Origin of the sequence: Pseudomonas sp. JS3066 (assembly GCF_036328175.1) — a bacterium.
Lineage (GTDB): Bacteria > Pseudomonadota > Gammaproteobacteria > Pseudomonadales > Pseudomonadaceae > Metapseudomonas.
The window spans coordinates 3,073,578-3,094,415 of the sequence record NZ_CP143312.1; the positions used below are offsets into that span (position 1 = coordinate 3,073,578).

The following is a 20,838-nucleotide window of genomic DNA, read 5'->3' on the forward strand; positions in this document are numbered from 1 at the left end:
AACGCGCCGGCAGCAAGACCAAGCCGCCACCGAGCGCACGTTCTTTACCACCGCCAAGATCCGCCCGAGGGAATCCCGGTTCGCCGGTACAGATGGGCGCAAAACATTCCCTCCCGCGCTGCGACGAGATGCGCAGCCGCCGAAGCCCATGCGACGGCGCGAACCAGGCAAGCACCTGTGAGCTCCAGTAGAGCGAGGCAGGCATCGGCAATGAGGGCCGAGCGCGAGGCGCCTGGGGAGAGAACGAATCGAATTAGCGCCCCAAGCTTCGGCGATGAATGGCGCCGGACCTCCTGCTGTGTGCCTACATCAGTCGGCGCCAGGGGCTGTACGCAGCAGGTTGTATCTACCGACGACCACGTCGCAACGCTGATCGAGCGGCGTGAACAGGAAGCCCCGCAGCCACCCAACCGACACTCACGGCCTGCAATTAGCAGCGGGCACGGAGCGCCTTGATGAGCGACAGCATCACTGGAGCCGCTTCTTGCGAGGCGGCTCTGGGATGCCCAGGCATCAAACGCCAACGAGTAAGCCTGGCCACGGATGGCCAGCACGAATTCACGCAGGCGATTCGCGGGGCTTCTAGAGCCAGACCAGAAACGTCCGGGCAGTGCCGGCGCCTGCACCCTCCCCGCTCCACCTTTTGCGCGCTCACCCCGCGCCTTTTTGCCGGTTCGCCGGCACCTATTCCCCATCCACGCAGCCGCGAGGATTACCCCATGAACAGAACCGTTTGCCTCGACCAGTACGAGCTACAGGTCGAGATAACCCGTTGCATGGTCGTCCCGGCCAATCCGCACACCTGGGACAGTGACTGGGACTACTACGGCTATCAGGAAATGGAGTTCGAGGTCGTGTCCGGCCTGATCTACGACGAGCACGACGAGAACCCGCAAGACCTGGGCCGCAATGGCTGCGCGGCGGTGGCCGAGCAATACGCCGAAGCCATCGAGCAAAAGCTCTGGGATCAACTGAACGACGAGCGGGAGGCAGCATGAGCACGGATCGCATCCTGAAGGCGCTGTGGACGGTTCGCCGTGGCGACCCCGACCACTACCAGGCCGGGGTGAACTTCGGCATCGCCATCGGCATGGCCTCGATGCTGCCCTATGAGCAGCACGTCCGGCTCAGCGACTTGGCCCTGAACGCCGCCCGGTATGCGCGGTTCGACGAGAAGAAACGACAGGAGGTCGCATGACCATCATCGCCGGAAGCCTGAAAGGCATTGCCGAAGCCCTGTTCATGCAGGGCTTTTTTGTTGGTCGAGGAAGTGCCCTTCACCCGCGCGCCGTTCAAGTCAGGCGGTCGTTGGGTATGCGAGGTTCGGAATGGCTGAGTGGATCAAGTGCAGCGAACGAATCCCGGACGAAGACGTTCCGGTGCTTGTTTGGAATCACCACGACGGCTTTGACGTTGGCTGGCAGCACAATAGTTTCTGGTTCGGCCCCACCTGGAATGACTCACTGGACCCTACCCACTGGATGCCGCTGCCGGAGCCGCCGAAATGACCCGCTACCAGCGCGCCCAGCGCCAACGCTTCATGCGCGGCCTGGCCGCCGCCATCCTCATGTTCACCGTGTTCATCGGCGCCCAGTCGCTGGCGGACCGAATCTCAGCCGAATCGATCTACGTCCCGACAGTGGCGGGCCCTCGGGGATAGCCACTGATCCATCAGCCGGCGAGTGGGATGGAGTTAACCCCGGCAGCCGAGCATCCAGCACCCTCCGCCCTCGGCTTGTACAGCGGGGCGCTCCGTCGCGGGTGTGATCGGCCGACTTGCCGCCGTAAGCGGCATTCCCCTTTCCCTTTCAAACTCTGCCCTCGGGCGGATCGGAGAAATCATGTCTGCTGAAATGCAACTGGCCACCGTGCCGCCCAAGGAAACCGCCCTGCAGGTCTATTCCGCCGAGAACGGCCTGGAGCCCTACCTGCAGCAGATTCGCGCCGAGATCGACGCCTTCGTGCCGGACATCTCCACTCGCAAGGGTCGCGAGGCCATCGCCTCCATCGCCTACAAGGTGGCGCGCTCCAAGACGGCCCTGGACAACGTCGGCAAGGATCTGGTCGCCGAGCTGAAGGAAGTGCCGAAGAAGATCGACGCCGAACGCAAGCGGATGCGCGATCTGCTGGATGTCTGGCAGGCCGAGGTGCGCCAGCCGCTGACCGCATGGGAAGAGGCGGAAGCGGCGCGGGTGGCCAAGCATCAAGCCGCCATCGACGCCATGAGGCTGTGGAGCAATCCCGCCAGCGACACGACTGCTTGCGAACTGCAAGACAGCATCGCCGCCTTGGAGTTAACCGAGGTCGGTACAAGCTGGGAAGAGTTCGAAGCCGAAGCACACCGCGTGAAGGCCGCCAGCCTCGCCACCCTGCGCGAAGCCCTGGCCAAGCGTGAACAGTACGAAGCCGAACAGGCCGAACTGGAACGCCTGCGCGCCGAGGCCGCCGCCCGTGAACAGCGGGACCGGGAAGAGCGTATCGCCCGGGAAGCCGCCGAAGCCGAGCGCCTGGCGGCCGAACGTCGCGCCCAGGAAGAACGCGATGCCGCTGCCCGCCATGTGGCCGAGGCCCAGGCCGCCGCCGAGCGCCGCGAGCTGGAACTGAAGCTGGCTGCCGAGCAAGCCGAGCGCGAGAAGGTCGAGGCCCAGCGCCGCGCCGAACAGACCGAGCGGGACGCGCAGGCCCGTGCTGATGCTGCTGCCGCAGCCGAACGCCAGCGCCAGGCCGATGAGCAGGCCCGCATCGAGCGCGAAGCGGCCGCCCGTGAGGCCGACATCGCGAACAAGACTGCCGTTCTCACCTCCATCAAGGAGGCCTTCATGAAGACCGGCATCACCGAAGACCAGGCCAAGTCCATCGTCAACCTGATCCGCAAGGGCGAAGTGCCCAGCGTGTCGATCACCTACTGAGGGTGCCATGAACGAGATCATCGAAGCGCCGCAGAAAGGCGCCGTCGCAACCCTGCCCGGCCCCGCCGCCAACTCCCCGATGGGAATGATGCTCGCCGCCGTCCAGCAAGGCGCCACGCTGGAGCAGGTCGAGAAAATGATGGACCTGCAGGAGCGCTGGGAGAAGTCGGAGGCGAAGAAGGCCTACGACGCCGCCTTCGCCAACTTCAAGGCTGAGGCGGTCACGATCATCAAGGGCCGGGCTGTAACGGACGGCCCGCTCAAGGGCAAGAGCTACGCCGAGCTTCACGACGTGGTCAACGCCGTCACCCCAGCCCTGTCCAAGCACGGCCTCTCCTCTTCTTGGAAGCTCACCCGCGACGAGAAGGACTGGATGGAGGTCACCTGTTACCTCCGCCACGTCGGCGGCCACGAAGAGAGCGTCAGCATGGGCGGACCGCCGGACACCGGTGGCGCCAAGAACGCAATCCAGGCCCGGGCCAGCACCAAGACCTACCTGGAGCGGTACACCCTCAAGGCGATCACCGGCCTGTCCGAGCAGGGTGACGACGATGACGGCCGGCCACCGAAGGCAGTCAAGGTCATCACCCAGGTTCAGGCCTTCCGCCTCCAGTCCATCCTCTCGCAGTGCAGCGACGGCGTGAAAAAGCGCTTTACCGAAAACTGGCCCGACCTGGCTGCAATGCCGGCCGACCGCTTCGATGCCGAAATCGCCTCGCTCGAAGGGGCGGCACAGAAACACAAAGAACGCATGGCCCAGCAGGCCCAGGAGTAACCCATGGAAATCATTCGCGACATCGAGCAAGGCTCTCAGGAATGGCTGAACCTGCGCTTGGGCATCATCACCTGCTCCGAGTTGGAGTGCCTGCTGGTCAACGGCAAGGGGACGGCGGGCTTCGGTGCCGGCGCCCTCACCTACATGGACACCCTGATCGGTGAGCGCATCACTGGCGAGGCGGCCGATCCCTTCCAGGGCAACCGTCACACCGAGCGCGGCCACGAACTGGAAGGCAAGGCCCGCGACCTCTACGTGGCCCGCACCGGCGCCGAGCTCGACCAGGTGGCAATCATCCTGAACCACGGCATCGGCTACTCGCCTGATGCCCTGGTCGGCGCCGACGGGCTGGACGAGATCAAGACCAAGCTGCCGAAGTTCCAAGTCAGCGTGATCCTGGACGGCGAGGTGCCGAAAGAGCACATCGCGCAGTGCCAAGGCGGACTCTGGGTCAGCGAGCGCGAGTGGATCGACTTCATCAGCTACTGGCCGGGCATGCCCTTGTTCATCAAGCGCATGCACCGCGACGAGGCGATGATCCGGAAGATCGCTGAGCGGGTGAAGACCTTCTACGAACTCATGGAAGAACGCATGGAGCGTGTGATGCAGGTGGCCGCATGAGCAATCTGAACCACTGGGAAGGCATTGGCCGCCTCGGGCAAGAAATCGAACTCCGGTACCTGCCCAACGGCGATGCCGTGGCCAGCCTGAGCCTCGCCTGCGACGACTCCTACAAGGACAAGCAGACCGGCCAGAAGGTGGAGCGCACCGAATGGGTTCGCTGCGTCGCCTTCCGCCAGACCGCTGAGTTCCTGGCTGAATGGCTGCGCAAGGGCGCCCGCCTGTATGCCGTGGGCAAGCTGAAGACCCGCGAATACGAGAAGGACGGCAGCAAGCGCTACGTCACCGAGATTCACCTCGCCCAGGGCACGGAAATCATCGACTGGCCCGCGAAGGACGCCCAGCCACGTCAGCAGGCGCAGCAGCAACAACGGCAGGACGCTCCGCGCAACGGGAGTCGCCCGCAGCCCAGTCAGCAGGCCGCGCCGCCGGACTACGACAGCTTCGACGATGACATCCCCTTCGCGCCCGCCCACTACCTGACGGGTGTGTGACCGAGCACGTGAAAGCGCTTGAGGGTCCTTCGGGGCCCTTCTTTTTCAGGAGTAACACCATGGCCTTCATGACCACCGAGGAGTTGAAGCTCCAGCGCCAGTACTACCTGGAGAGCATCCGCATGCTTCTCCCTGGAGCCGGGTACGTGAGCGAGAGGTTCCGCGAACGCGCCAACGCCACCATCAAGAACATCAACCAGCAGCTCAACCTGATCGAGGATGAGCTGGATATGGCCGGGCAGAAGGTGGCGTGATGGCCAAGGACGCGACCCAACGAAAGCGCGAGCAGCGCGAACGCGACAAGCAGACCGAGGAACAGCGCCTAGCTCGCCTCCTCTCCCGCAGCATCAAGGTGGACCTGTTCAAGGCCACCGACACCAAGCTCATCGAGATCATGCAGCGCCTGGATATCGATGAACCGCAAGACGTGATTCAGCGTCTGATCCACGGCGCCCATCGCCTCGACGATGAGTCGCTGCGCGAAATCACCACGTTGTGACGTCCTGCCGCGACATGTCACGGCCACCAGTCACACGCATTGGACTCAGGCACTCTCGGGTTCGCTAAGAAACTCGATTAGCTGCTTACCAAGACGGGTGGTTCGACTGCTCAGCATTCCATCGCGCCCCATGGTTGTTCCAAGCCCCTGCGTATTGATCAGTCCACGCTGAAAGAGATCGCTCCAGATGATCTTGTAAGTCTCTTCTTTACCCTTGAGATCAGGGAGAGCTGTTTCTATCACCTGGGTGATTCCGCCCATATTCCAACTCATAGGAAACAGCACGCCGTGTTCGCGGCCCCACCGCACCGGATCATCCATAAGGGTAAGGATGCGAATGTGGGTTACGGTGCACACGTCAACGAAGTTCAGGAACAACTGACGCAAGTCGTCATCTGGTGAATGCCCCATAGCGACATTCAAAACTGCGTTTCGTAGCGCCGCTAGCTTCTCCTGCTGGTGATTTCTCAATGCAAGCATCGAAGCCTGAGCAACCGTCGTGATGAAGGCCTCGTTCTGCTGAAGACCTTCTTCGGTGAGCACTTTCTTTTCGATGAGCTCATTGAGGGCATCGCCAACTTGGCTCATCCACTGAACCTTCCTCTCATTCATCGGCGTGTCGATGACCGAGTTGAATAGTTCGACCCCTGCCCCGCCCAAAACGGGCACCAAGCCCATCATGACTCTGGCAGCACGGTGAAGCTTTTCGCCGGCCGGCTCGACAGCAGGATCAATTAGCTCGTTATCGATCTTGTCCATGCGGCACATCCTCGCTGTGTTGGCATCGCAGAGATAACCCTACCCCATCCCACCCGCCAGCCGCACCAGCGGCACGGCATCGCTCGACCTGGAGAAAGCCAGTTACTCCTCGGTGGATCGCGTGAGCAATATCGCGAAGGAATCCCATACCTTCAGATCCGAAAATGTCGCCCGGGCGTTGTACAGGCGGCCGAGCCTGGGAGAGGTCTCCTCCGCATATGGAAGCCGACCACTCAGCGCTTGGGCCGAGCATGCGTAATAGATCTCCGAACGCGAGGTATCCACAGCTGTTACCCAATGATCGCCATTATTGATTGCCAAGATCACGACTTGGTTGGCCTTAACCGATTTCGAAAGCTTGTTATGGCTGGAAACGTCGTGAATGACTTCGGACTCAATCGAGACTCCGAGCGCACTCATGAATGAGTCGGACAATTTCTGAAGGCTTTCAGGGTGATCACCAATTCTCCCGGTACCAACGCCTGAAAGGAAATCGTCAGCCCGCGCCGGCATTTGGGAGATCGCTTTTCTCCACTTAGCCCCGGTCACTTGCTTGCCGTTCAACAAAAAAGCTGCATTCACCAGGCAATACAGGAAACACGCTGAGTCAGCATCGCCCTGTGCCCAAAGCTCCCTGACCGGCCTTTCTGTCCTTTGCATCATTCGCTCCTTTTGTGGGAGCGAAATAGAACCATCGATTTCAGGGCTATTTCAACGGCTGTGATGACAAGTGCCGCGGACCAGCTCGACATCTTCAACGACTCCGTGGCCTGACTACTCAGTAGGGAGGCCCGGTTCCAGCACGATGTCGGCGATCCTGCCGTCCTTCAGAAAGATAGTGACCCGTCCAGGTTCCGAACCCTGATCGACGCGATCGCCAACGCAAACAACGCGGCACTTCCGCCCCTTCAGATCCTTGATCAAGGTTGGCGCATCCGCGAGTAGCGAAGCTGGCCAGGGGGTGAAGTCATCCCCGCCGATTTTTGACCACGGCCAAATGATATCGCCACCACCGTCGCCACCGTTTCCGCTCATACCCACCTCCGTAAGCCGGCCTCGTGCCGGTCATCAACGAATAGACCACGCCATGCAACTGCGCTACCTGAGCGCGGCGCTGGTTCGTCCAATCAACAAGGAATCAGCATGACCCAGGCGAGAACTCAAATATGGAGCAATGGCGGTGGGGTGCAGTCCGCGGCCATCGCCGCCCTGATCGTGCAAGGCCGGATCGCACCGCCGGACCTGGCCATCATCGTCGACACTGAGCGCGAGCAGTCCACCACCTGGGAGTACATGGACCAGGTGATCCAGCCGGCGCTGGCTACTGTCGGCGTCACTCTGCACCGCGTTCGGAAGAGTGAATTCGAGCACCGAGATCTGTACGGGGGCGCCGCGGGAGATACCCTGCTGATCCCGGTTTTCACGACCTACGGCGGCGACGTGGGCAAGCTCTCCAACTACTGCAGCTCCTATTGGAAGCGCGAGGTGGTGAAGCGTTGGGCCAACGCCCAAGGCGTCAAGGCCGTGGACAACTGGCTAGGTATCAGCATTGACGAACTGGGGCGCGTGGCGAAGGACAAGGGTGGAAAGTGGCAGAACCGCTACCCATTGATAGAGCAGCGCATGAACCGTGGCGACTGCATCGCCCTAGTCATGCGCATGGGCTGGCCTGCGGCGCCGCGGTCCTCATGCTGGAACTGCCCGAACCACACCCAGGAAGAGTGGCGCGACATCCGCGACAACAAACCGGCCGACTGGCAGCAGGCCGTCACATTGGACCGCAATATCCGCGAGCAAGACCCACACGCGTTCCTGCATGCGGATTGCGTTCCGCTCGAGCGCGCGGACCTGGACGATGCCAACGGCGTGCTATTCGACCACCACTGCGTCAGCGGCCACTGCTTCACCTAGCTCTCGGAGGGCTGAGCAACACTCTGCTTGAGCAACCGATGAACTATCCGATGGCAGTTGGCGCAAAGGCATTCGAGATCCTCCAGACGCGTGCGGTGTCCGGCCACCATATTCGCGACATGGGTGACACGGTGATGCACTTCAATGCAGGCCTCACCGGCTTCACCGTAGGATTCAATAGGGTCCGTCTTGCAGCGCTCGCAGAACAGATATCCATGCTGCCGGATAAAGTCCGCCTTCTTAGCCTTCGCGAGCCCTGGCGCTCGCTCTCTCTTTAGATGAGCAACCAGCTTCGGACGGCCCTCCGCCCAGACACGATCCTCAAAAGAGATTTCCGGATTCTGTGCAATCAGGACCTCGCCTTTCGGCACGATTCGCAGCCCCGACGTCTCCAAGATATCGAAGCAAGGAGTTCCCTTTCCTGCGGTGAAGTGCTTTGGCTGAACCTGAAATCCTAGCGCTCGGGTTGCGGCAAGTCCGAACACCTTTTTTGGAGGCAGCCGCATTTCTTCATCTACCAGCAGGTCGTACTCTTCAGATGGACCAAACGCTGGGACTTGCGCACCGCTGATGATGTCCTGAACGGCAAGCCAGACGTCTGCCGGACCTACTTTGCGAAGAAGCTCCGCAGGTAGGCGCTCCTGACTCTTACCCGGCTTGGCGCCATCGCGGTACAGGTCGGCCAACTGGGTCACTGCTGACCGTGCTGGAGCCTCTATCAGGTCGAAAACCAGGCTACCTAGGTTCACTGCAATACTGGCCAAGTAGACGCTTTGGTTGCCATCCCCATTCTTCTGCAGAGGCGAATACTTCTCCGGCAGCAATTTGGCGATTTGCTGAATGTGATCTTTCGGCCGAATCGGACGATCAAGCAAAAACCACGCTATTGGCACCTGCCATCCAGAATCGCCCCATGTATCGCCGGCTGCTCCATAGCCACCGGGCTTTGGGGCATCTGTAAAGCTTCCAGTCGCAACGCCTACTGCCTTGATCACTGTGTCGGCGTAGGAAAAAACGACATCTCCTGGGCGCACGAGCGTGAGATTGATGTAAGCCTGGTTTCTTACCCCGCCCTTCTTTTCCCGCGGCGACCAGATGTATCCATCCGCCAGCTCGACCTTGGAGGTCTGCTTGTGATTAACCCACCAGAAACGCCCTGCGCTTTCCGAATCCGGCAGTACGACTAGCTGCACAATATCCTTCGAACTGAGCGAACGATTGCTGCTGTTTCCTTCGGGAAGGAGGCAACGGATGGCATACCCATCTCTTGCATATTTGGCCAGCTCCTGATGGTCATACACGCTTCGATGAACATCCTTGGAGTTCCCTCCAGCGATGTACACCCGGTATGAACGAATGCCAGTGTCCTGGTCCGCCTGAAAAATCGGTCTAACCGCTCGACCATCTCGATCAACGAAATAGACCGATTCGGACACCTGCATGGAACGCCCAACGTTCATTGCTCGTGGATCTGGCACAAAACACCCCTTAGTAGCTGTGCGCCAGTGAACTCAACAGAACACCTAACCGGTGTGCATGTGTTTGAGAGTAGCGCGAAGGAGGAGCGACTCTGATCAGAGCCGCTCTGCCCGGCCACCATCCTTGCCCGATGCGAGGCCGGCATGGGCAACGATGCTTAACGCGCGATACGACCTACGATTTCGTGGGCGGCGTCGATTGATGCGGATACGTGCTCAGCACCAACCCAGCGGTAGGTAGCGTTGCCAAGTAAGCCAGCTTCGACTTTTGGCAGAAGCACATTCAGATCGACCCCCTGATCACGGACCTCAGTCAGCAGAGCCACAAACGCCTGTTCCAACGCAATTTCACGTTCACTTGCCATCGATCTCTCCTTGAACCGACTCCATGTCGGTCGCGGGAAGCTACCTGACCTAATGACAGATCGCCAGCATCAGCTCGACTGCCTGACCTGTCGTACTGGACGGAATCGAAGGGCATGCGCAGAATACTGTTTATTTATCCAGTAAGAACCATGCACTTCGAGATACTCCGAAAGCGCCACAAGGGCCGCGCCATGAAGGGGCGCCAAGACGTCAACGCCACCCCTATCCGAGGTGACGTAAGGATCGGGTTGGCCAAGAACACCCCGATGGACCGGCCATCCCTGGCCGCCTCGGTTCAGGCCGAAGGCCGACTCCAGCCTGAGCTACCACCCCTCTACGACGTACAGGTGCACAGCCTAATCGGTGATTCCCTGGTGATCACCGGAACGGAGATCATCGACGGGGTGGCCTATGCGCAGTCGTGGCATTGCAGGGTGGTGTAGCCACCCTTCGGCTGGCGGTTAGTCAAGACGTTCAACGCGCCATCTGTAATACGAATACAAATGGTCACGACAGTCGTCGGTCTTCTTCTCTTTCAGCTTTACCTGCAGACGAAACCTCGCACCGACTGGACTGGATTCCCGGAAAGATTTGGAGCACTCCACGACCATTGATGGAGGGTACTTCTGCCCCGGCAACGGTCTGACTCTGTTTTCGCCACGTCTAGCATCGAAGAAGACCTCAACGTCCAGCAGCTCGTAGTTGCTCAATGCGTCTCTCCCTGATCCGGCCCCATGCCGGGCTCCCGAACCTACCCCACTCCTTCTGCTACGTCACTAGGGAAGGAGAAGGCGTGGCATTGCAGGGTGATGTAGATCAACGTTGCTTAGAGGCTTCCTGAAAGTCTCTCCAGAATTTATCAATAAGATCGAACTGGACTGTAATCTCCGAATAAAATTCCATTATTTCCTGATCACTGAAACTTGATCTGGAAACGAAACTTTCGATATCCGAATTCGCCTTAATCATTCCAGCCAGGATGCTTACCTGAAAAAGAACGAGCTTGTAAGAGCCAAGCTCATGAGCCGGCATCGCCTCCAGCCCTTTTATGGACAATCCAATTTCATGAGCAAGATACTTCTTCCATATCATGATAAACACAACCCCCGGAGGCCTTTTGACGGACACCAACTCCCTAACCGCCTCAGAATACTTCGCAGCATTCTCAACAACCGCATAGAAGGCCTCAGCCTTTGACTTGCTCTCTCGATCCCTTTCAGTCTGCTGCCTTTCCAATTGCCGGTGGCTAATCATGAAAGCGCCCAAGATAGCAGCAATAGAGCCTACGGCCTGGACCCAACTAGCAAGCTCACTTGCAGTTAACTTGAATAACGCAACAATAAACACCACTGCGAGTCCAAGAAAGACGTTTTGAATAGAAAGCCAAGGCTTAAACAGACTCAAAAAGCTTTGCCCGTTTTCATTAAGCATAACCACTCCTTTTTGTTTTTTTGCCAAGAAGACAGGCACTGCCACGCCAAAGTACTCTACCAAACAGCATGTAAAGGCCGACACTGTAGTTAGTTTCCATATCGATTCGCCCCCACAGGCCCGTATCGAGGCCCCATTAGATGAGCAGCCAACCGAGATTCCAAGTTATTTCCTACCAGACCGAATAACTTTCACAACATGACAAAAATTATTTGCCGTTCCAGCCTTAAACCGGTAGAGGCATGCCGTTGCCTCAAGTGCCTCCCCGTTCCACCCAAGTCCTGATCCATCCCCTATTCCCCACAGCTTGGCGTTTCCGCCAGGGAGGGCTTTGCTATGTCCGAATACTTCTGGCGGTTGCTTGCCGCCTTCCTGTCTCGCCCCGCCGTGGCCGGCTGGCTGATCCGCCGAGCGCAGCGCACGCCCTACTTCCACATCATGTCCGCTGACGGCGCCGACATGTACATGGGCCGCTGGTGGCTGTTCAACCCGTATGACCGCGACACCAACCGGGCCCGGAAATGGTGGTGCCCGTGGTCGATCCGCATCCACCACATCATGCGGGCGGATGAAGACCGCGACCTCCACGACCATCCCTGGAACGCCCGAACCATCCTCCTGCGCGGCTGGTACGTGGAGGACCGACTGGTTCAGGGCGAAGTGTCCGTGTTCCAGCGTCCCCTACCAGGGCACATGGGGATTCCTGGTCAACGGCCGGAAGATCCCGTGGCGCAAGTACCTGGGGCTTGAGGCCGGGCAGGACCTACCGCAGCCGGAGAAGCAGCCATGACCACCAGCATGCAGCCCTCCGCCTTCCAGCAGAAGACCGACGCCCTGCTGACCGACCATCCCCTGGCCCAGGCCATCGCCTACATCAAGCGCATGAAGCCATTCCTCGCTGCCAGCAACAGCGTCAGGGCAATGGACCTCAGTGCCGAGGTATCCGAATTCATCGCTGCCTATGAGCGACAGAAGGAGAAACAGTCATGCGTCTGACTAAGGCAGAGCGCGAGCTGGTCCGGCTGAAGTTCGGCGGCCGGTGCACCTACTGCGGGGTTGAGTTGGGCCAGCGATGGCACGCCGACCACTTCGAACCGGTTCGCCGTGACTGGGGCGAATACGCCAAGGAGAAGCCAGCCGAGGCGCCGGAAAACCATCGCATCGAGAACATGATGCCGGCCTGTATCCCCTGCAATCTGAGCAAGCACTCCATGTCACTGGAGGGCTGGCGGCGCTGGATCGCCGGCCACATCAACAGCCTGAACAACCATCACCCGATCTACCGCCTGGCCAAGTCCTACGGGCTGATCCAGGAGACCGGTGCGAAAGTGGTCTTCCACTTCGAGAAGGTCGCCCAGCAGTAACCCCTTCCCTACCTACCCCACCAGCTGCCGGCGAGAGTCGGCAGGAGGCATCCTCATGTCTGCAGCACAAACCGAAGAGGGCCTAGACAAGGTCTCCGAGAAGCAGATGGCCGCGCTGCTCGGCACCACGGTCCGGTCCCTCCAGGCGCGTCGCGCCCGCAAACAAATCCCGGAAGGCGTCTGGATCAAAAACGGCCGCCAGATCATCTACAGCAAACGGAGATATGACGAATGGCTGGAAAGTCAGTGGGTATGCCCGCCGGGGTGGAACTCTTCCGCAACTCCCTCCGCATTCGCTTCACCTGGCACGGACGACGCTGCAGTGAAACGCTCCCGTATCCCACCACGCAAAAGGGGATCAAGGCTGCATCCCAGCTTAGGGATCAGGTAGTCGGCCTGATCAAGCTCGGCCTCCTGGATGACGCCAAGTATGCCGAGCTGTTCCCCTGGTCGAGCGGTGCAGCCGGTGGCGGCCACCGCTTTAACGACTACGCCCAGCTCTGGCTGGACAGCCGCGAGATCACCCCAGGCACCTACCAGAACTACAAGAGCTGCCTGAACCTGTACTGGATGCCACACCTGGCGCTGACTCGGATCGACCTGATCACCACGACATCCCTACGTCGCATCCTTTCGGCAACGGAATGGACCTCGCCGGGGGTGAAGCGCAATGCGATCGTGCGGATCTCGACGATCCTTAAGGCCGCAGTGGCAGATGGATTGATTGATAAGAACCCAGCAGAGCCGCTGGAGCTACCGCGGCGTGCGCGGAAGGAGATCGACCCGTTCACCCTGGAGGAGGCGAACCAGATCATTGAGAGGCTGTATCAGATGGAGCATTGGCCGAGCCGCATCTACGCGGCCCTGTTCGAGTTCCTATTCTTCACCGGCTTGCGCATTTCCGAGGCACTGGCCCTGCGCTGGGAGTCGGTGAACGTGGAGAAGCGCCAGGTGCACGTCTGCCGCACAGTGGCCCTGGGGGAGGTGGTGGAGCGGACCAAGACGGGTAATGACCGTTTCGTCCTGCTCAACGAGCGGGCCCTGAACGCCCTCCAGTATGCCAAGGAGTATGCCGAGCGTCGGAAAAACGGCAAAGGAAAGGTGAAAGAGACTCCCTACGTTTTCCCGCCCTCGAAGAACCGGGAGTACGTCACGCAGACCTCCGACGTGCATTTCCAGTGGCGCCCTACCCTGGCCGCACTCGGGATCAGATACCGCCCGCCATACAATTGCCGTCACACCTATGCGACAATCTGCTTAATGTCCGGCATGAACCCCGCCTTCATCTCCCAGCAGCTTGGCCACAGCGTCCAGATGTTGCTGTCGACGTATGCCCGCTGGATCAACTCCTGCTCCGACTGGAGCGAGCTTGAAAAGTTGAATATCGGTATCAAATCGGTATCAGCCGAAGGCGCCACTTCGTAAGTTATTGATAGGTAAACCCCTTGATCTCCACCGCAAATATCACCATGCAGTTCGGCCCCAAGCCGCTGTTCGAGAACGTTTCCGTCAAGTTCGGCAACGGCAACCGCTACGGCCTGATCGGCGCCAACGGCTGCGGCAAGTCGACCTTCATGAAAATCCTCGGCAGTGATCTGGAGCCGTCTGGCGGCCAGGTGATGCTTGAGCCCAATGTACGCCTCGGCAAGCTGCGCCAGGATCAATTCGCGTACGAAGAATTCAGCGTGATCGACACCGTGATCATGGGCCATGCGGAGCTGTGGAGGGTCAAGGCCGAGCGTGACCGCATCTATTCGCTGCCGGAAATGAGCGAAGAAGACGGCATGGCCGTAGCCGAGCTGGAGACCGAGTTCGCCGAGATGGACGGCTACACCGCCGAATCCCGCGCCGGCGAGCTCCTGCTCGGCCTGGGCATCCCGCTCAGCCAGCACTTCGGCCCGATGAGCGAGGTCGCCCCCGGCTGGAAGCTCCGCGTACTGCTGGCCCAGGCGCTGTTCTCGGACCCGGATGTACTGCTGCTGGACGAGCCGACCAACCACCTGGACATCAACACCATCCGCTGGCTGGAAAACATCCTCACGGCGCGTAACAGCACCATGATCATCATTTCCCACGACCGCCACTTCCTGAACAGCGTGTGCACCCACATGGCGGACCTGGACTACGGCGAGCTGCGCCTGTTCCCGGGCAACTACGACGAATACATGACCGCCGCGACCCAGTCGCGCGAGCAACTCCTGGCCGACAACGCCAAGAAGAAGGCGCAGATCGCCGAGCTGCAGACCTTCGTCAGCCGTTTCTCCGCCAACGCCTCGAAAGCCAAGCAGGCCACCTCGCGCGCCAAACAGATCGACAAGATCCAACTGGCCGAGGTCAAACCCTCCAGCCGTGTCAGCCCGTTCATCCGCTTCGACCAGCACAAGAAGCTGCACCGCCAGGCGGTAACGGTAGAAAAGCTGGCCAAGGGCTTCGAGGGCAAGCAACTGTTCAAGGGCCTGGACCTGCAGATCGAGGCTGGTGAGCGCGTCGCCATCATCGGCCCCAACGGCATCGGCAAGACCACCCTGCTGCGCACCCTGGTCGGTGAGATGACCCCGGACTCCGGCAGCGTGAAATGGACCGAAAGCGCGGACCTCGGCTACTACGCCCAGGATCATGCCCATGACTTCGAAGACGACATCACCCTGTTCGACTGGATGGGTCAGTGGACCCAGGGTGGCGAGCAGCTGGTGCGCGGCACCCTCGGCCGCATGCTGTTCTCCAACGACGAAATCCTCAAGTCGGTGAAAGTCATCTCCGGTGGCGAGCAGGGCCGCATGCTGTTCGGCAAGCTGATCCTGAAGAAGCCCAACGTGCTGGTGATGGACGAACCCACCAACCACCTGGACATGGAATCCATCGAGGCGTTGAACCTGGCGCTCGAGAACTATCCGGGCACCCTGATCTTCGTCAGCCACGACCGCGAGTTCGTCGGCTCCCTGGCCACCCGCATCATCGAGCTGAACGAGAACGGCGTGACCGACTTCAGCGGCACCTACGATGACTACCTGCGTAGCCAGGGTGTGATTGTCTGATTCCTGACGGGGTGAAGGCTGGAACTGTAGGGGCGAATTCATTCGCCAACCGGAATGCAGGTTCGGCCTTCAATGCCCCAGGGGGCAGCTTCGCTGCCCTTGGCGAATGAATTCGCCCCTACCAGGAATCGCTCACTCGCTGCAAACGACAAAGCCCCGCAAATGCGGGGCTTTGTGTTTTACGAACAGCGCATCAGGCGGTGGCGAACAGCTCGCCGATTTGCTGCTGGGCGGCGCTGAAAGCGTTGGCACGAGGCTCTTCGCCGTAGGCCAGGCCTTCGGCGCGGACGATCTCGATGTCGGTCACGCCGAGGAAATTCAGCACCAGCTTCAGGTAATCCTCGTGGGCCTGGCCAGAGGCCTGGCCGGCGTGGATGCCGCCAGCGGTGGAAACGATCACCACCTTCTTGCCGCCTGCCAGGCCTTCCGGGCCGTTCTCGGTGTAGTGGAAAGTCTTGCCGGCGACGGCGATGCGGTCGATCCAGGCTTTCAGCTGGGTTGGGATGGTGAAGTTGTACATCGGCGCGCCGATGACGATGGCGTCGGCCGCGAGGAATTCGTTCAGGGTGGCTTCACCCAGCTCGGCTTCGTGCTTCTGCGCGGCGTCACGCAGTTCGGCTGGGGTACCGCCGGCGACCAGGCTCAGGGCGGACAGGTGGCTGATGGCATCGCTGGCCAGGTCGCGGTACGTGACCTGGGCGTCCGGCTCGGCGGCTTCCCAGGCAGCGACCACGTCGCGGCTCAGTTGGCGGGAGGCGGAGGCGTCGCCGAGGATGCTGGAATCGAGGTGCAGGAGTTTCATGGATGGTTACCCTCAGTTGCGCGACCGGCGACGGCCGATCGGAATGGGGGTAATCCTATCCATGTCGATAAACGCTGATTAGTCAGCAATTTTGTGATTAAGCGTCCCATCCATGAGACGAATAGAGTCGTAGGCTGGGTCGGGCAGCGGCCGATGGGTCTCGCTGCACCCGGCACCAACCTACAAGGTCAAAACGACTCAGACGCCGCCCAGATAATCCAACTTGCCCACGTCAACGCCGTTGTGGCGGAGGATGGCGTAAGTGGTCGTGATGTGGAAATAGAAGTTCGGCAGCGCAAAGCCGAGCAAGTAGTCACGGCCGCTGAAGCTGATGTCGCCAGTGCGCATCTTCAGGACCACGGTGCGATCTTCGCTGCCTTCGAGTTTGGCGGCGTCGATACCCTTGATGAACTCCTGGGTCTTGGCAATGCGCGACTGCAGTTCCTCGAAAGTAGTTTCAGTGTCGGCCCAGCTCGGCACTTCGACACCGGCCAGGCGCGCGGCGCAGCCCTTGGCCATGTCGCTGGCGATCTGCACCTGGCGGGCCAGGGCATACATGTCCGGCGCCAGGCGCGATTCGATGAACACCTTGGGCTCGATGCCGCGTGCCTGGGCGTTGGCTTCGGCCTTCTTGAGGATGTTGGACAAGTTGCCGAGCATGCGCGCCAGGACCGGGATGGACGCCTCGTACATGGACAAGGACATAGTGATCGCTCCGTTTTCGGGTGGATTGGGAGGCTCAGGTATAGCGCCTGGCCGGCTGCCCGGCAACGAGCACGCAGACGCCGTGACCGGGTCGAACCCCGGCAGTCCGGTCTATAGGCCGTCGAAATGATCGTGCTGCCAGCGAAAACGATGGCTGAAATCCTGGCTCCGGTGCCATAGTTTGTACCCCACACGGAACAATCCAGCCATGCAGGACCTTAACGACCTCTTCTATTTCGCCAAGGTGGTGGAGCATGGCGGCTTTTCCGCTGCCGCGCGCTTGCTCGGGGTGCCGAAATCACGCCTCTCCCGGCGTATCGCGGAGCTGGAAGCCCGCCTGGACGCCCGCCTTTTGCAGCGCACCACCCGCAAGATGGCTCTGACCGATGTCGGCGAGCGTTTCCTGCGCCATTGCCAGGCGATGCTGCTGGAGGCGGAGCAGGCCGAGGAAGTAGTCGCCAGCCTAACCGTCGAACCCAGGGGCCGTCTGCGCGTCTCCTGCCCGATTGAACTGGCGCATTCGATGCTGAAGCAGATGATCACCGACTTCCTGCGCCAGTACCCCCTGGTACAACTGGACATGGTCCTCACCAACCGCCGCGTGGACCTGCGTGAGGAAGGCGTGGACGTCGCTCTGCGAGTCCGCGAGGAAGGCGACGAGGACCCGACCCTGATCGCTCGCGTGCTGCGTCCGGCGCAGGCATTTCTGGTGGCCGCTCCCAGCCTGGTTGAAGGCCGGAACATCCTCGTACCCGACGACCTCCAGCTTCTGCCGGCCCTGGGCGGCCTGGAAGCCGACCGGCGCATTCACCACTATCTGCGGGACGCCCAGGGCAATCGTCGCGAGGTGGTGCTGGAGGCGCGGCTGGGTATCGAGGATTTCGATGTGCGCAAGCACGCAGTGCTGGCCGGTCTGGGCTTCAGCATGTTGCCGCAGATGAACTGCGAAGCCGAATTGCGCGACGGCAGCCTGGTGCGCCTGTTGCCGGACTGGCACCTGCCGGGCGGCCACCTGCAGGCGGTCTACACCCACAGACGCGGCTTGCTGCCGGCGGTCAGGGCCTGGATCGATCATCTGGAGGAGGCCTTCTCTCGTCACCAGGGAACGGTGATCTGAATCTGGTGAGCAAGACAACCATTAGCCAGCTTTCTTTGCCACCGGGACTCAGGGATGATGGGCGGCGTCCTTCTCCTTGCCGATTCCAGGTTCTGCCATGAGCACGCTACGGCCGTCCGCGTCCTCCTCCACCCTGCAGATCATCACCGTCGTTTTCTTCACCTTCATCAGTTTCTTCTGCGTCGGCCTGCCAATCGCCGTGTTGCCTGGCTATGTGCACAACGATATGGGCTACGGCTCGGTCATGGCCGGGATCGTCATCAGCGTGCAGTACCTCGCCACCCTCCTCTCCCGCCCCATGTCCGGCAGCCTGGCCGACCGGCTGGGTGCCAAGCGCGCAGTCATGTATGGCATGGCCTGCTGCGGTCTGTCGGGCGCACTGACACTGCTCTCGACCTCACTGGCACAGTTCCCCCTGTTGAGCCTGGCGCTACTGCTCGGCGGTCGCATAATGCTGGGCATCGGACAGGGACTGGTGGGTACGGGCTCCATCAGTTGGGGCGTGGGCCTGGTAGGTGCGGAGAACATGGCACGGGTGATTTCCTTCAATGGCATCGCCTCCTACGGTGCTGTTGCCATTGGCGCCCCGCTGGGCGTAGTCCTGGTGGACCGGTTGGGCCTTTGGAGCATCGGTGGGCTGATGGCAGTGCTCTGCGCCATTGCCCTGCTGCTGGCCTGGCCCAAACGCCCTTCGCCCATCGTCCATGGCGAACGGCTGCCGTTCCGCAACGTGTTCCTGCGCATTGCCCCCAATGGCACGGCGCTGGCCCTGGGCTCTATCGGCTTCGGTACCCTGGCCACCTTCATCACCCTTTATTACGCGAGCGTGGGATGGGATGGCGCGGCCTGGTGCCTCACTGCATTCGGCTGTGCCTTCATCGGCGCACGGCTGCTGTTCGTCAACAGCATCAAGCACTTGGGCGGCTACCGGGTCGCCATCGTCTGCCTGGCCGTGGAAAGCCTCGGCCTGTTCCTGCTCTGGGCTGCGCCGACACCCTGGCTGGCCCTCGCCGGCGCGGCACTGACAGGGTTCGGCCTGTCGCTCGTCTACCCTGCCCTGGGCGTCGAAGCGGTCACGCGAATTCCGGCCGCCAGCCGCAGTTCGGCGCTGGGTGCCTACGCGGTATTCTTCGATCTAGCCCTGGGCATCGCCGGCCCTCTGATGGGCGCCATCGCAGGTGGCGCAGGCTTCGCCGTGATTTTCCTGGTGGCGGCCCTGCTGGCGTTGACCGGTATGCTGATGAGCTTCTGGCTGTTGCGCAGCGAAGCCCGAACCTGAAGGAGCAGGAACCCATGACCCCCGATCAAGTCGCCGCCTTCTGCCTGCAACTTCCCGGTGCCCGAGAAGACCTCAAATGGGGTAGCAACCGAGTGTTCTCGGTGGCCGGAAACAAGATGTTCGCCATCCTCGATTTCCTGGGCGACGGCCTCACCTTCAAAGTCGACAAGGACCTCTTCCTCGGCTACGTCGACCGCCCAGGAATCATCCCTGCGCCCTATCTGGCGCGGGCCCACTGGATTGCCATGCAGCGTCCTTACCCCATGAGTGACGGGGAACTGCGCGAGCTGATCACCCGCTCCCATCAACTGGTGGTCGCGCGCCTGCCGAAGATCCGGCAAGTAGGGCTGCTGCTGGACTGACTCCCCCTCAATGACAAGGAACGTCGCATGCCCATTCGCCTCTTCGCGCTGCTCGCCCTGATCCTCTTCGGTGGCTACACCCTCTGGGTCATGGCCATCAGCGAACAACCCCTGCTCGAATTCGGCGCGCAGTTGATGGGCCGCCCCGATACCGCCCAGGTGGTGATCGACCTCTACCTCGCCTGCGCGCTGATCGGCCTCTGGATGTACCAGGACAACCGCCGCCAGGGCCGCAGCCTGGCGTACTTGCTACCCTTCTACCTGTTGACTGCAGTGTTCGCCTCCATCGGGCCACTGCTCTATCTGGTTTTGCGCACCCCCCAGCGCCAGGAGTCATGAGCCGATGAGAACCACCGCCCTCTGGACCCACCTGTGGAACACCCGCGCCCCCACCCAGGGCCTGGAAGACTTCCGCCTGGAGGGGCGTCGGGTGGACAGCAGCATGCTGGCTTTCGACGATGACGGTGCCTGCTATCGCCTGAACTACACCCTGGAATACGACAAAGGCTGGGAGCCCCGCGTCTTCAATGCCACGGTGCGAGATGGGCGCGGCACCCGCAGCCTGGCGCTACGCCGCGACGGGCTGCACTGGTTCGATGGCAACGGCCAGAAGCTGCCGGAACTGTCGGGCAGCCTCGACCTGGACCTCTGGCCCACGCCTTTCACCAACAGTCCGAGCATCTGGCGGCTGTTCCTCAACCCTGGTGAACGCCGGGAAATCGAAGTGGTGTTCATCGAAGCGCCGCAGTTGTCGGTACGGCGCATGCGCCAGGCCTATACCCGCCTCGACCAGAACCGCTATCTCTACCAGAACCTCGACGGCAATGACTTCGAGGCCGTGCTGACCCTGGACGACGATGGCCTGGTAAATCGCTATCCGATGTTCTTCCAGCGGCTGTGAGACCCGTGGGGGCGAATTCATTCGCCAACC

General features: G+C 61.0%; 29 protein-coding genes and 1 pseudogene. 22 read left to right on the forward strand and 8 right to left on the reverse strand.

The annotated features are described in order from the left end of the window. Positions 1 to 719 precede the first annotated feature (719 nt). From SA496_RS14375 to SA496_RS14420, 10 genes are all read left to right on the forward strand, one after another. Entirely contained in the window at positions 720 to 998 is a 279-nt protein-coding gene (locus SA496_RS14375; RefSeq protein WP_330113955.1) for a hypothetical protein, read from the forward strand. Continuing rightward, complete coding sequence (locus tag SA496_RS14380) at positions 995 to 1,198, forward strand: hypothetical protein (protein WP_330113956.1); 204 nt, start codon at positions 995 to 997, stop codon at positions 1,196 to 1,198. Before SA496_RS14375 ends, SA496_RS14380 begins: the two co-directional genes overlap by 4 nt. Before the next feature lie 130 nt (positions 1,199 to 1,328). After that, the gene (locus SA496_RS14385; protein ID WP_330113957.1) at positions 1,329 to 1,508 is read left to right on the forward strand and encodes a DUF551 domain-containing protein; all 180 of its coding nucleotides are present in this window, start codon (positions 1,329 to 1,331) and stop codon (positions 1,506 to 1,508) included. Continuing rightward, positions 1,505 to 1,660 carry a hypothetical protein gene (locus SA496_RS14390; RefSeq protein ID WP_330113958.1) on the forward strand — a complete coding sequence of 52 codons (156 nt, stop codon included), beginning with the start codon at positions 1,505 to 1,507 and terminating at the stop codon, positions 1,658 to 1,660. The genes SA496_RS14385 and SA496_RS14390 overlap by 4 nt, the downstream gene beginning before the upstream one ends. Before the next feature lie 181 nt (positions 1,661 to 1,841). Continuing rightward, a complete protein-coding gene (locus SA496_RS14395) occupies positions 1,842 to 2,909 on the forward strand; it encodes a hypothetical protein (protein WP_330113959.1) in 1,068 nt (355 codons plus the stop codon). Between the two features lie 7 nt (positions 2,910 to 2,916). After that, positions 2,917 to 3,684, forward strand: coding sequence for an ERF family protein (locus tag SA496_RS14400; protein WP_330113960.1), 768 nt, complete (start codon positions 2,917 to 2,919; stop codon positions 3,682 to 3,684). A gap of 3 nt (positions 3,685 to 3,687) precedes the next feature. Next, positions 3,688 to 4,305: a lambda exonuclease family protein gene (locus tag SA496_RS14405; protein WP_330113961.1), complete on the forward strand. Its 618-nt coding sequence runs from the start codon at positions 3,688 to 3,690 to the stop codon at positions 4,303 to 4,305. Beyond that, complete coding sequence (ssb, locus tag SA496_RS14410) at positions 4,302 to 4,799, forward strand: single-stranded DNA-binding protein (RefSeq protein WP_330113962.1); 498 nt, start codon at positions 4,302 to 4,304, stop codon at positions 4,797 to 4,799. Before SA496_RS14405 ends, ssb begins: the two co-directional genes overlap by 4 nt. Positions 4,800 to 4,858: 59 nt before the next feature. Beyond that, entirely contained in the window at positions 4,859 to 5,053 is a 195-nt protein-coding gene (locus tag SA496_RS14415) for a hypothetical protein (protein WP_330113963.1), read from the forward strand. Further along, the gene (locus SA496_RS14420; RefSeq protein WP_330113964.1) at positions 5,053 to 5,298 is read left to right on the forward strand and encodes a hypothetical protein; all 246 of its coding nucleotides are present in this window, start codon (positions 5,053 to 5,055) and stop codon (positions 5,296 to 5,298) included. Before SA496_RS14415 ends, SA496_RS14420 begins: the two co-directional genes overlap by 1 nt. 45 nt (positions 5,299 to 5,343) lie before the next feature. Here SA496_RS14420 and SA496_RS14425 read toward each other — a convergent pair whose 3' ends face one another. The 3 genes from SA496_RS14425 to SA496_RS14435 form a co-directional block, all read right to left on the reverse strand. Then, a complete protein-coding gene (locus tag SA496_RS14425; protein ID WP_330113965.1) occupies positions 5,344 to 6,057 on the reverse strand; it encodes a hypothetical protein in 714 nt (237 codons plus the stop codon). A 102-nt stretch (positions 6,058 to 6,159) separates the two neighbouring features. Then, positions 6,160 to 6,717, reverse strand: coding sequence for a hypothetical protein (locus SA496_RS14430; protein ID WP_330113966.1), 558 nt, complete (start codon positions 6,715 to 6,717; stop codon positions 6,160 to 6,162). A gap of 114 nt (positions 6,718 to 6,831) precedes the next feature. After that, positions 6,832 to 7,092 (reverse strand): hypothetical protein, encoded by a 261-nt coding sequence (locus SA496_RS14435; RefSeq protein WP_330113967.1) that lies wholly within the window; start codon positions 7,090 to 7,092, stop codon positions 6,832 to 6,834. A gap of 108 nt (positions 7,093 to 7,200) precedes the next feature. On the opposite strand from SA496_RS14435, the gene SA496_RS14440 reads away from it, so the two are divergent. After that, entirely contained in the window at positions 7,201 to 7,968 is a 768-nt protein-coding gene (locus SA496_RS14440) for a hypothetical protein (protein WP_330113968.1), read from the forward strand. Here the strand turns inward: SA496_RS14440 and SA496_RS14445 are convergent. After that, the gene (locus SA496_RS14445) at positions 7,965 to 9,410 is read right to left on the reverse strand and encodes an HNH endonuclease (protein ID WP_330113969.1); all 1,446 of its coding nucleotides are present in this window, start codon (positions 9,408 to 9,410) and stop codon (positions 7,965 to 7,967) included. The two genes, SA496_RS14440 and SA496_RS14445, sit on opposite strands and share 4 nt — an antisense overlap. A 194-nt stretch (positions 9,411 to 9,604) precedes the next feature. After that, entirely contained in the window at positions 9,605 to 9,811 is a 207-nt protein-coding gene (locus tag SA496_RS14450; RefSeq protein ID WP_330113970.1) for a hypothetical protein, read from the reverse strand. A gap of 192 nt (positions 9,812 to 10,003) precedes the next feature. Between SA496_RS14450 and SA496_RS14455 the strand changes: the two genes are divergently transcribed. Beyond that, positions 10,004 to 10,255, forward strand: coding sequence for a hypothetical protein (locus tag SA496_RS14455; protein ID WP_330113971.1), 252 nt, complete (start codon positions 10,004 to 10,006; stop codon positions 10,253 to 10,255). A 373-nt stretch (positions 10,256 to 10,628) separates the two neighbouring features. On the opposite strand, the gene SA496_RS14460 is transcribed toward SA496_RS14455, so the two are convergent. After that, positions 10,629 to 11,243, reverse strand: a complete 615-nt coding sequence (locus tag SA496_RS14460; protein WP_330113972.1) for a hypothetical protein — start codon at positions 11,241 to 11,243, stop codon at positions 10,629 to 10,631. Positions 11,244 to 11,579: 336 nt separating this feature from the next. Between SA496_RS14460 and SA496_RS14465 the strand changes: the two are divergent. From SA496_RS14465 to SA496_RS14485, 5 genes and pseudogenes are all read left to right on the forward strand, one after another. Further along, positions 11,580 to 11,876 (forward strand): annotated as a pseudogene (locus SA496_RS14465) (hypothetical protein); the annotation flags it as partial. Positions 11,877 to 12,029: 153 nt separating this feature from the next. Then, positions 12,030 to 12,239 (forward strand): hypothetical protein, encoded by a 210-nt coding sequence (locus SA496_RS14470; protein ID WP_330113973.1) that lies wholly within the window; start codon positions 12,030 to 12,032, stop codon positions 12,237 to 12,239. Continuing rightward, positions 12,230 to 12,607: an HNH endonuclease gene (locus SA496_RS14475; protein WP_330113974.1), complete on the forward strand. Its 378-nt coding sequence runs from the start codon at positions 12,230 to 12,232 to the stop codon at positions 12,605 to 12,607. Before SA496_RS14470 ends, SA496_RS14475 begins: the two co-directional genes overlap by 10 nt. A gap of 231 nt (positions 12,608 to 12,838) precedes the next feature. Beyond that, positions 12,839 to 14,032 carry a tyrosine-type recombinase/integrase gene (locus SA496_RS14480; RefSeq protein ID WP_330113975.1) on the forward strand — a complete coding sequence of 398 codons (1,194 nt, stop codon included), beginning with the start codon at positions 12,839 to 12,841 and terminating at the stop codon, positions 14,030 to 14,032. A gap of 20 nt (positions 14,033 to 14,052) precedes the next feature. Next, entirely contained in the window at positions 14,053 to 15,642 is a 1,590-nt protein-coding gene (locus SA496_RS14485; protein ID WP_280359120.1) for an ABC-F family ATPase, read from the forward strand. A gap of 193 nt (positions 15,643 to 15,835) precedes the next feature. Here the strand turns inward: SA496_RS14485 and SA496_RS14490 are convergent, their stop codons facing one another. Both SA496_RS14490 and SA496_RS14495 read right to left on the reverse strand, forming a co-directional pair. Then, complete coding sequence (locus tag SA496_RS14490) at positions 15,836 to 16,444, reverse strand: FMN-dependent NADH-azoreductase (protein ID WP_120650539.1); 609 nt, start codon at positions 16,442 to 16,444, stop codon at positions 15,836 to 15,838. 198 nt (positions 16,445 to 16,642) lie between these two features. After that, positions 16,643 to 17,149, reverse strand: coding sequence for a DUF1993 domain-containing protein (locus SA496_RS14495; protein ID WP_120650537.1), 507 nt, complete (start codon positions 17,147 to 17,149; stop codon positions 16,643 to 16,645). Between the two features lie 208 nt (positions 17,150 to 17,357). Here SA496_RS14495 and SA496_RS14500 point away from each other — a divergent pair, with 208 nt between their 5' ends. From SA496_RS14500 to SA496_RS14520, 5 genes are all read left to right on the forward strand, one after another. Beyond that, the gene (locus tag SA496_RS14500; protein WP_120650535.1) at positions 17,358 to 18,266 is read left to right on the forward strand and encodes a LysR substrate-binding domain-containing protein; all 909 of its coding nucleotides are present in this window, start codon (positions 17,358 to 17,360) and stop codon (positions 18,264 to 18,266) included. Between the two features lie 97 nt (positions 18,267 to 18,363). Then, complete coding sequence (locus tag SA496_RS14505; protein WP_120650533.1) at positions 18,364 to 19,545, forward strand: MFS transporter; 1,182 nt, start codon at positions 18,364 to 18,366, stop codon at positions 19,543 to 19,545. 14 nt (positions 19,546 to 19,559) lie between these two features. Then, a complete protein-coding gene (locus SA496_RS14510) occupies positions 19,560 to 19,907 on the forward strand; it encodes an MmcQ/YjbR family DNA-binding protein (protein ID WP_120650532.1) in 348 nt (115 codons plus the stop codon). 27 nt (positions 19,908 to 19,934) lie between these two features. Further along, on the forward strand, positions 19,935 to 20,246 hold the full coding sequence (locus SA496_RS14515) for a DUF2834 domain-containing protein (RefSeq protein ID WP_330113976.1): 312 nt from the start codon (positions 19,935 to 19,937) through the stop codon (positions 20,244 to 20,246). 4 nt (positions 20,247 to 20,250) lie between these two features. Continuing rightward, positions 20,251 to 20,808: a putative glycolipid-binding domain-containing protein gene (locus SA496_RS14520; RefSeq protein ID WP_330113977.1), complete on the forward strand. Its 558-nt coding sequence runs from the start codon at positions 20,251 to 20,253 to the stop codon at positions 20,806 to 20,808. Positions 20,809 to 20,838 lie beyond the last annotated feature (30 nt).

Bases quoted from the DNA above. Each gene is read 5' to 3' on its own strand.
- SA496_RS14375 (WP_330113955.1), top strand. From the start codon at position 720: ATGAACAGAACCGTTTGCCTCGACCAGTACGAGCTACAGGTCGAGATA.
- SA496_RS14380 (WP_330113956.1), top strand. From the start codon at position 995: ATGAGCACGGATCGCATCCTGAAGGCGCTGTGGACGGTTCGCCGTGGC.
- SA496_RS14385 (WP_330113957.1), top strand. From the start codon at position 1,329: ATGGCTGAGTGGATCAAGTGCAGCGAACGAATCCCGGACGAAGACGTT.
- SA496_RS14390 (WP_330113958.1), top strand. From the start codon at position 1,505: ATGACCCGCTACCAGCGCGCCCAGCGCCAACGCTTCATGCGCGGCCTG.
- SA496_RS14395 (WP_330113959.1), top strand. From the start codon at position 1,842: ATGTCTGCTGAAATGCAACTGGCCACCGTGCCGCCCAAGGAAACCGCC.
- SA496_RS14400 (WP_330113960.1), top strand. From the start codon at position 2,917: ATGAACGAGATCATCGAAGCGCCGCAGAAAGGCGCCGTCGCAACCCTG.
- SA496_RS14405 (WP_330113961.1), top strand. From the start codon at position 3,688: ATGGAAATCATTCGCGACATCGAGCAAGGCTCTCAGGAATGGCTGAAC.
- ssb (WP_330113962.1), top strand. From the start codon at position 4,302: ATGAGCAATCTGAACCACTGGGAAGGCATTGGCCGCCTCGGGCAAGAA.
- SA496_RS14415 (WP_330113963.1), top strand. From the start codon at position 4,859: ATGGCCTTCATGACCACCGAGGAGTTGAAGCTCCAGCGCCAGTACTAC.
- SA496_RS14420 (WP_330113964.1), top strand. From the start codon at position 5,053: ATGGCCAAGGACGCGACCCAACGAAAGCGCGAGCAGCGCGAACGCGAC.
- SA496_RS14425 (WP_330113965.1), bottom strand. From the start codon at position 6,057: ATGGACAAGATCGATAACGAGCTAATTGATCCTGCTGTCGAGCCGGCC.
- SA496_RS14430 (WP_330113966.1), bottom strand. From the start codon at position 6,717: ATGCAAAGGACAGAAAGGCCGGTCAGGGAGCTTTGGGCACAGGGCGAT.
- SA496_RS14435 (WP_330113967.1), bottom strand. From the start codon at position 7,092: ATGAGCGGAAACGGTGGCGACGGTGGTGGCGATATCATTTGGCCGTGG.
- SA496_RS14440 (WP_330113968.1), top strand. From the start codon at position 7,201: ATGACCCAGGCGAGAACTCAAATATGGAGCAATGGCGGTGGGGTGCAG.
- SA496_RS14445 (WP_330113969.1), bottom strand. From the start codon at position 9,410: ATGCAGGTGTCCGAATCGGTCTATTTCGTTGATCGAGATGGTCGAGCG.
- SA496_RS14450 (WP_330113970.1), bottom strand. From the start codon at position 9,811: ATGGCAAGTGAACGTGAAATTGCGTTGGAACAGGCGTTTGTGGCTCTG.
- SA496_RS14455 (WP_330113971.1), top strand. From the start codon at position 10,004: ATGAAGGGGCGCCAAGACGTCAACGCCACCCCTATCCGAGGTGACGTA.
- SA496_RS14460 (WP_330113972.1), bottom strand. From the start codon at position 11,243: ATGCTTAATGAAAACGGGCAAAGCTTTTTGAGTCTGTTTAAGCCTTGG.
- SA496_RS14470 (WP_330113973.1), top strand. From the start codon at position 12,030: ATGACCACCAGCATGCAGCCCTCCGCCTTCCAGCAGAAGACCGACGCC.
- SA496_RS14475 (WP_330113974.1), top strand. From the start codon at position 12,230: ATGCGTCTGACTAAGGCAGAGCGCGAGCTGGTCCGGCTGAAGTTCGGC.
- SA496_RS14480 (WP_330113975.1), top strand. From the start codon at position 12,839: ATGGCTGGAAAGTCAGTGGGTATGCCCGCCGGGGTGGAACTCTTCCGC.
- SA496_RS14490 (WP_120650539.1), bottom strand. From the start codon at position 16,444: ATGAAACTCCTGCACCTCGATTCCAGCATCCTCGGCGACGCCTCCGCC.
- SA496_RS14495 (WP_120650537.1), bottom strand. From the start codon at position 17,149: ATGTCCTTGTCCATGTACGAGGCGTCCATCCCGGTCCTGGCGCGCATG.
- SA496_RS14500 (WP_120650535.1), top strand. From the start codon at position 17,358: ATGCAGGACCTTAACGACCTCTTCTATTTCGCCAAGGTGGTGGAGCAT.
- SA496_RS14505 (WP_120650533.1), top strand. From the start codon at position 18,364: ATGAGCACGCTACGGCCGTCCGCGTCCTCCTCCACCCTGCAGATCATC.
- SA496_RS14510 (WP_120650532.1), top strand. From the start codon at position 19,560: ATGACCCCCGATCAAGTCGCCGCCTTCTGCCTGCAACTTCCCGGTGCC.
- SA496_RS14515 (WP_330113976.1), top strand. From the start codon at position 19,935: ATGCCCATTCGCCTCTTCGCGCTGCTCGCCCTGATCCTCTTCGGTGGC.
- SA496_RS14520 (WP_330113977.1), top strand. From the start codon at position 20,251: ATGAGAACCACCGCCCTCTGGACCCACCTGTGGAACACCCGCGCCCCC.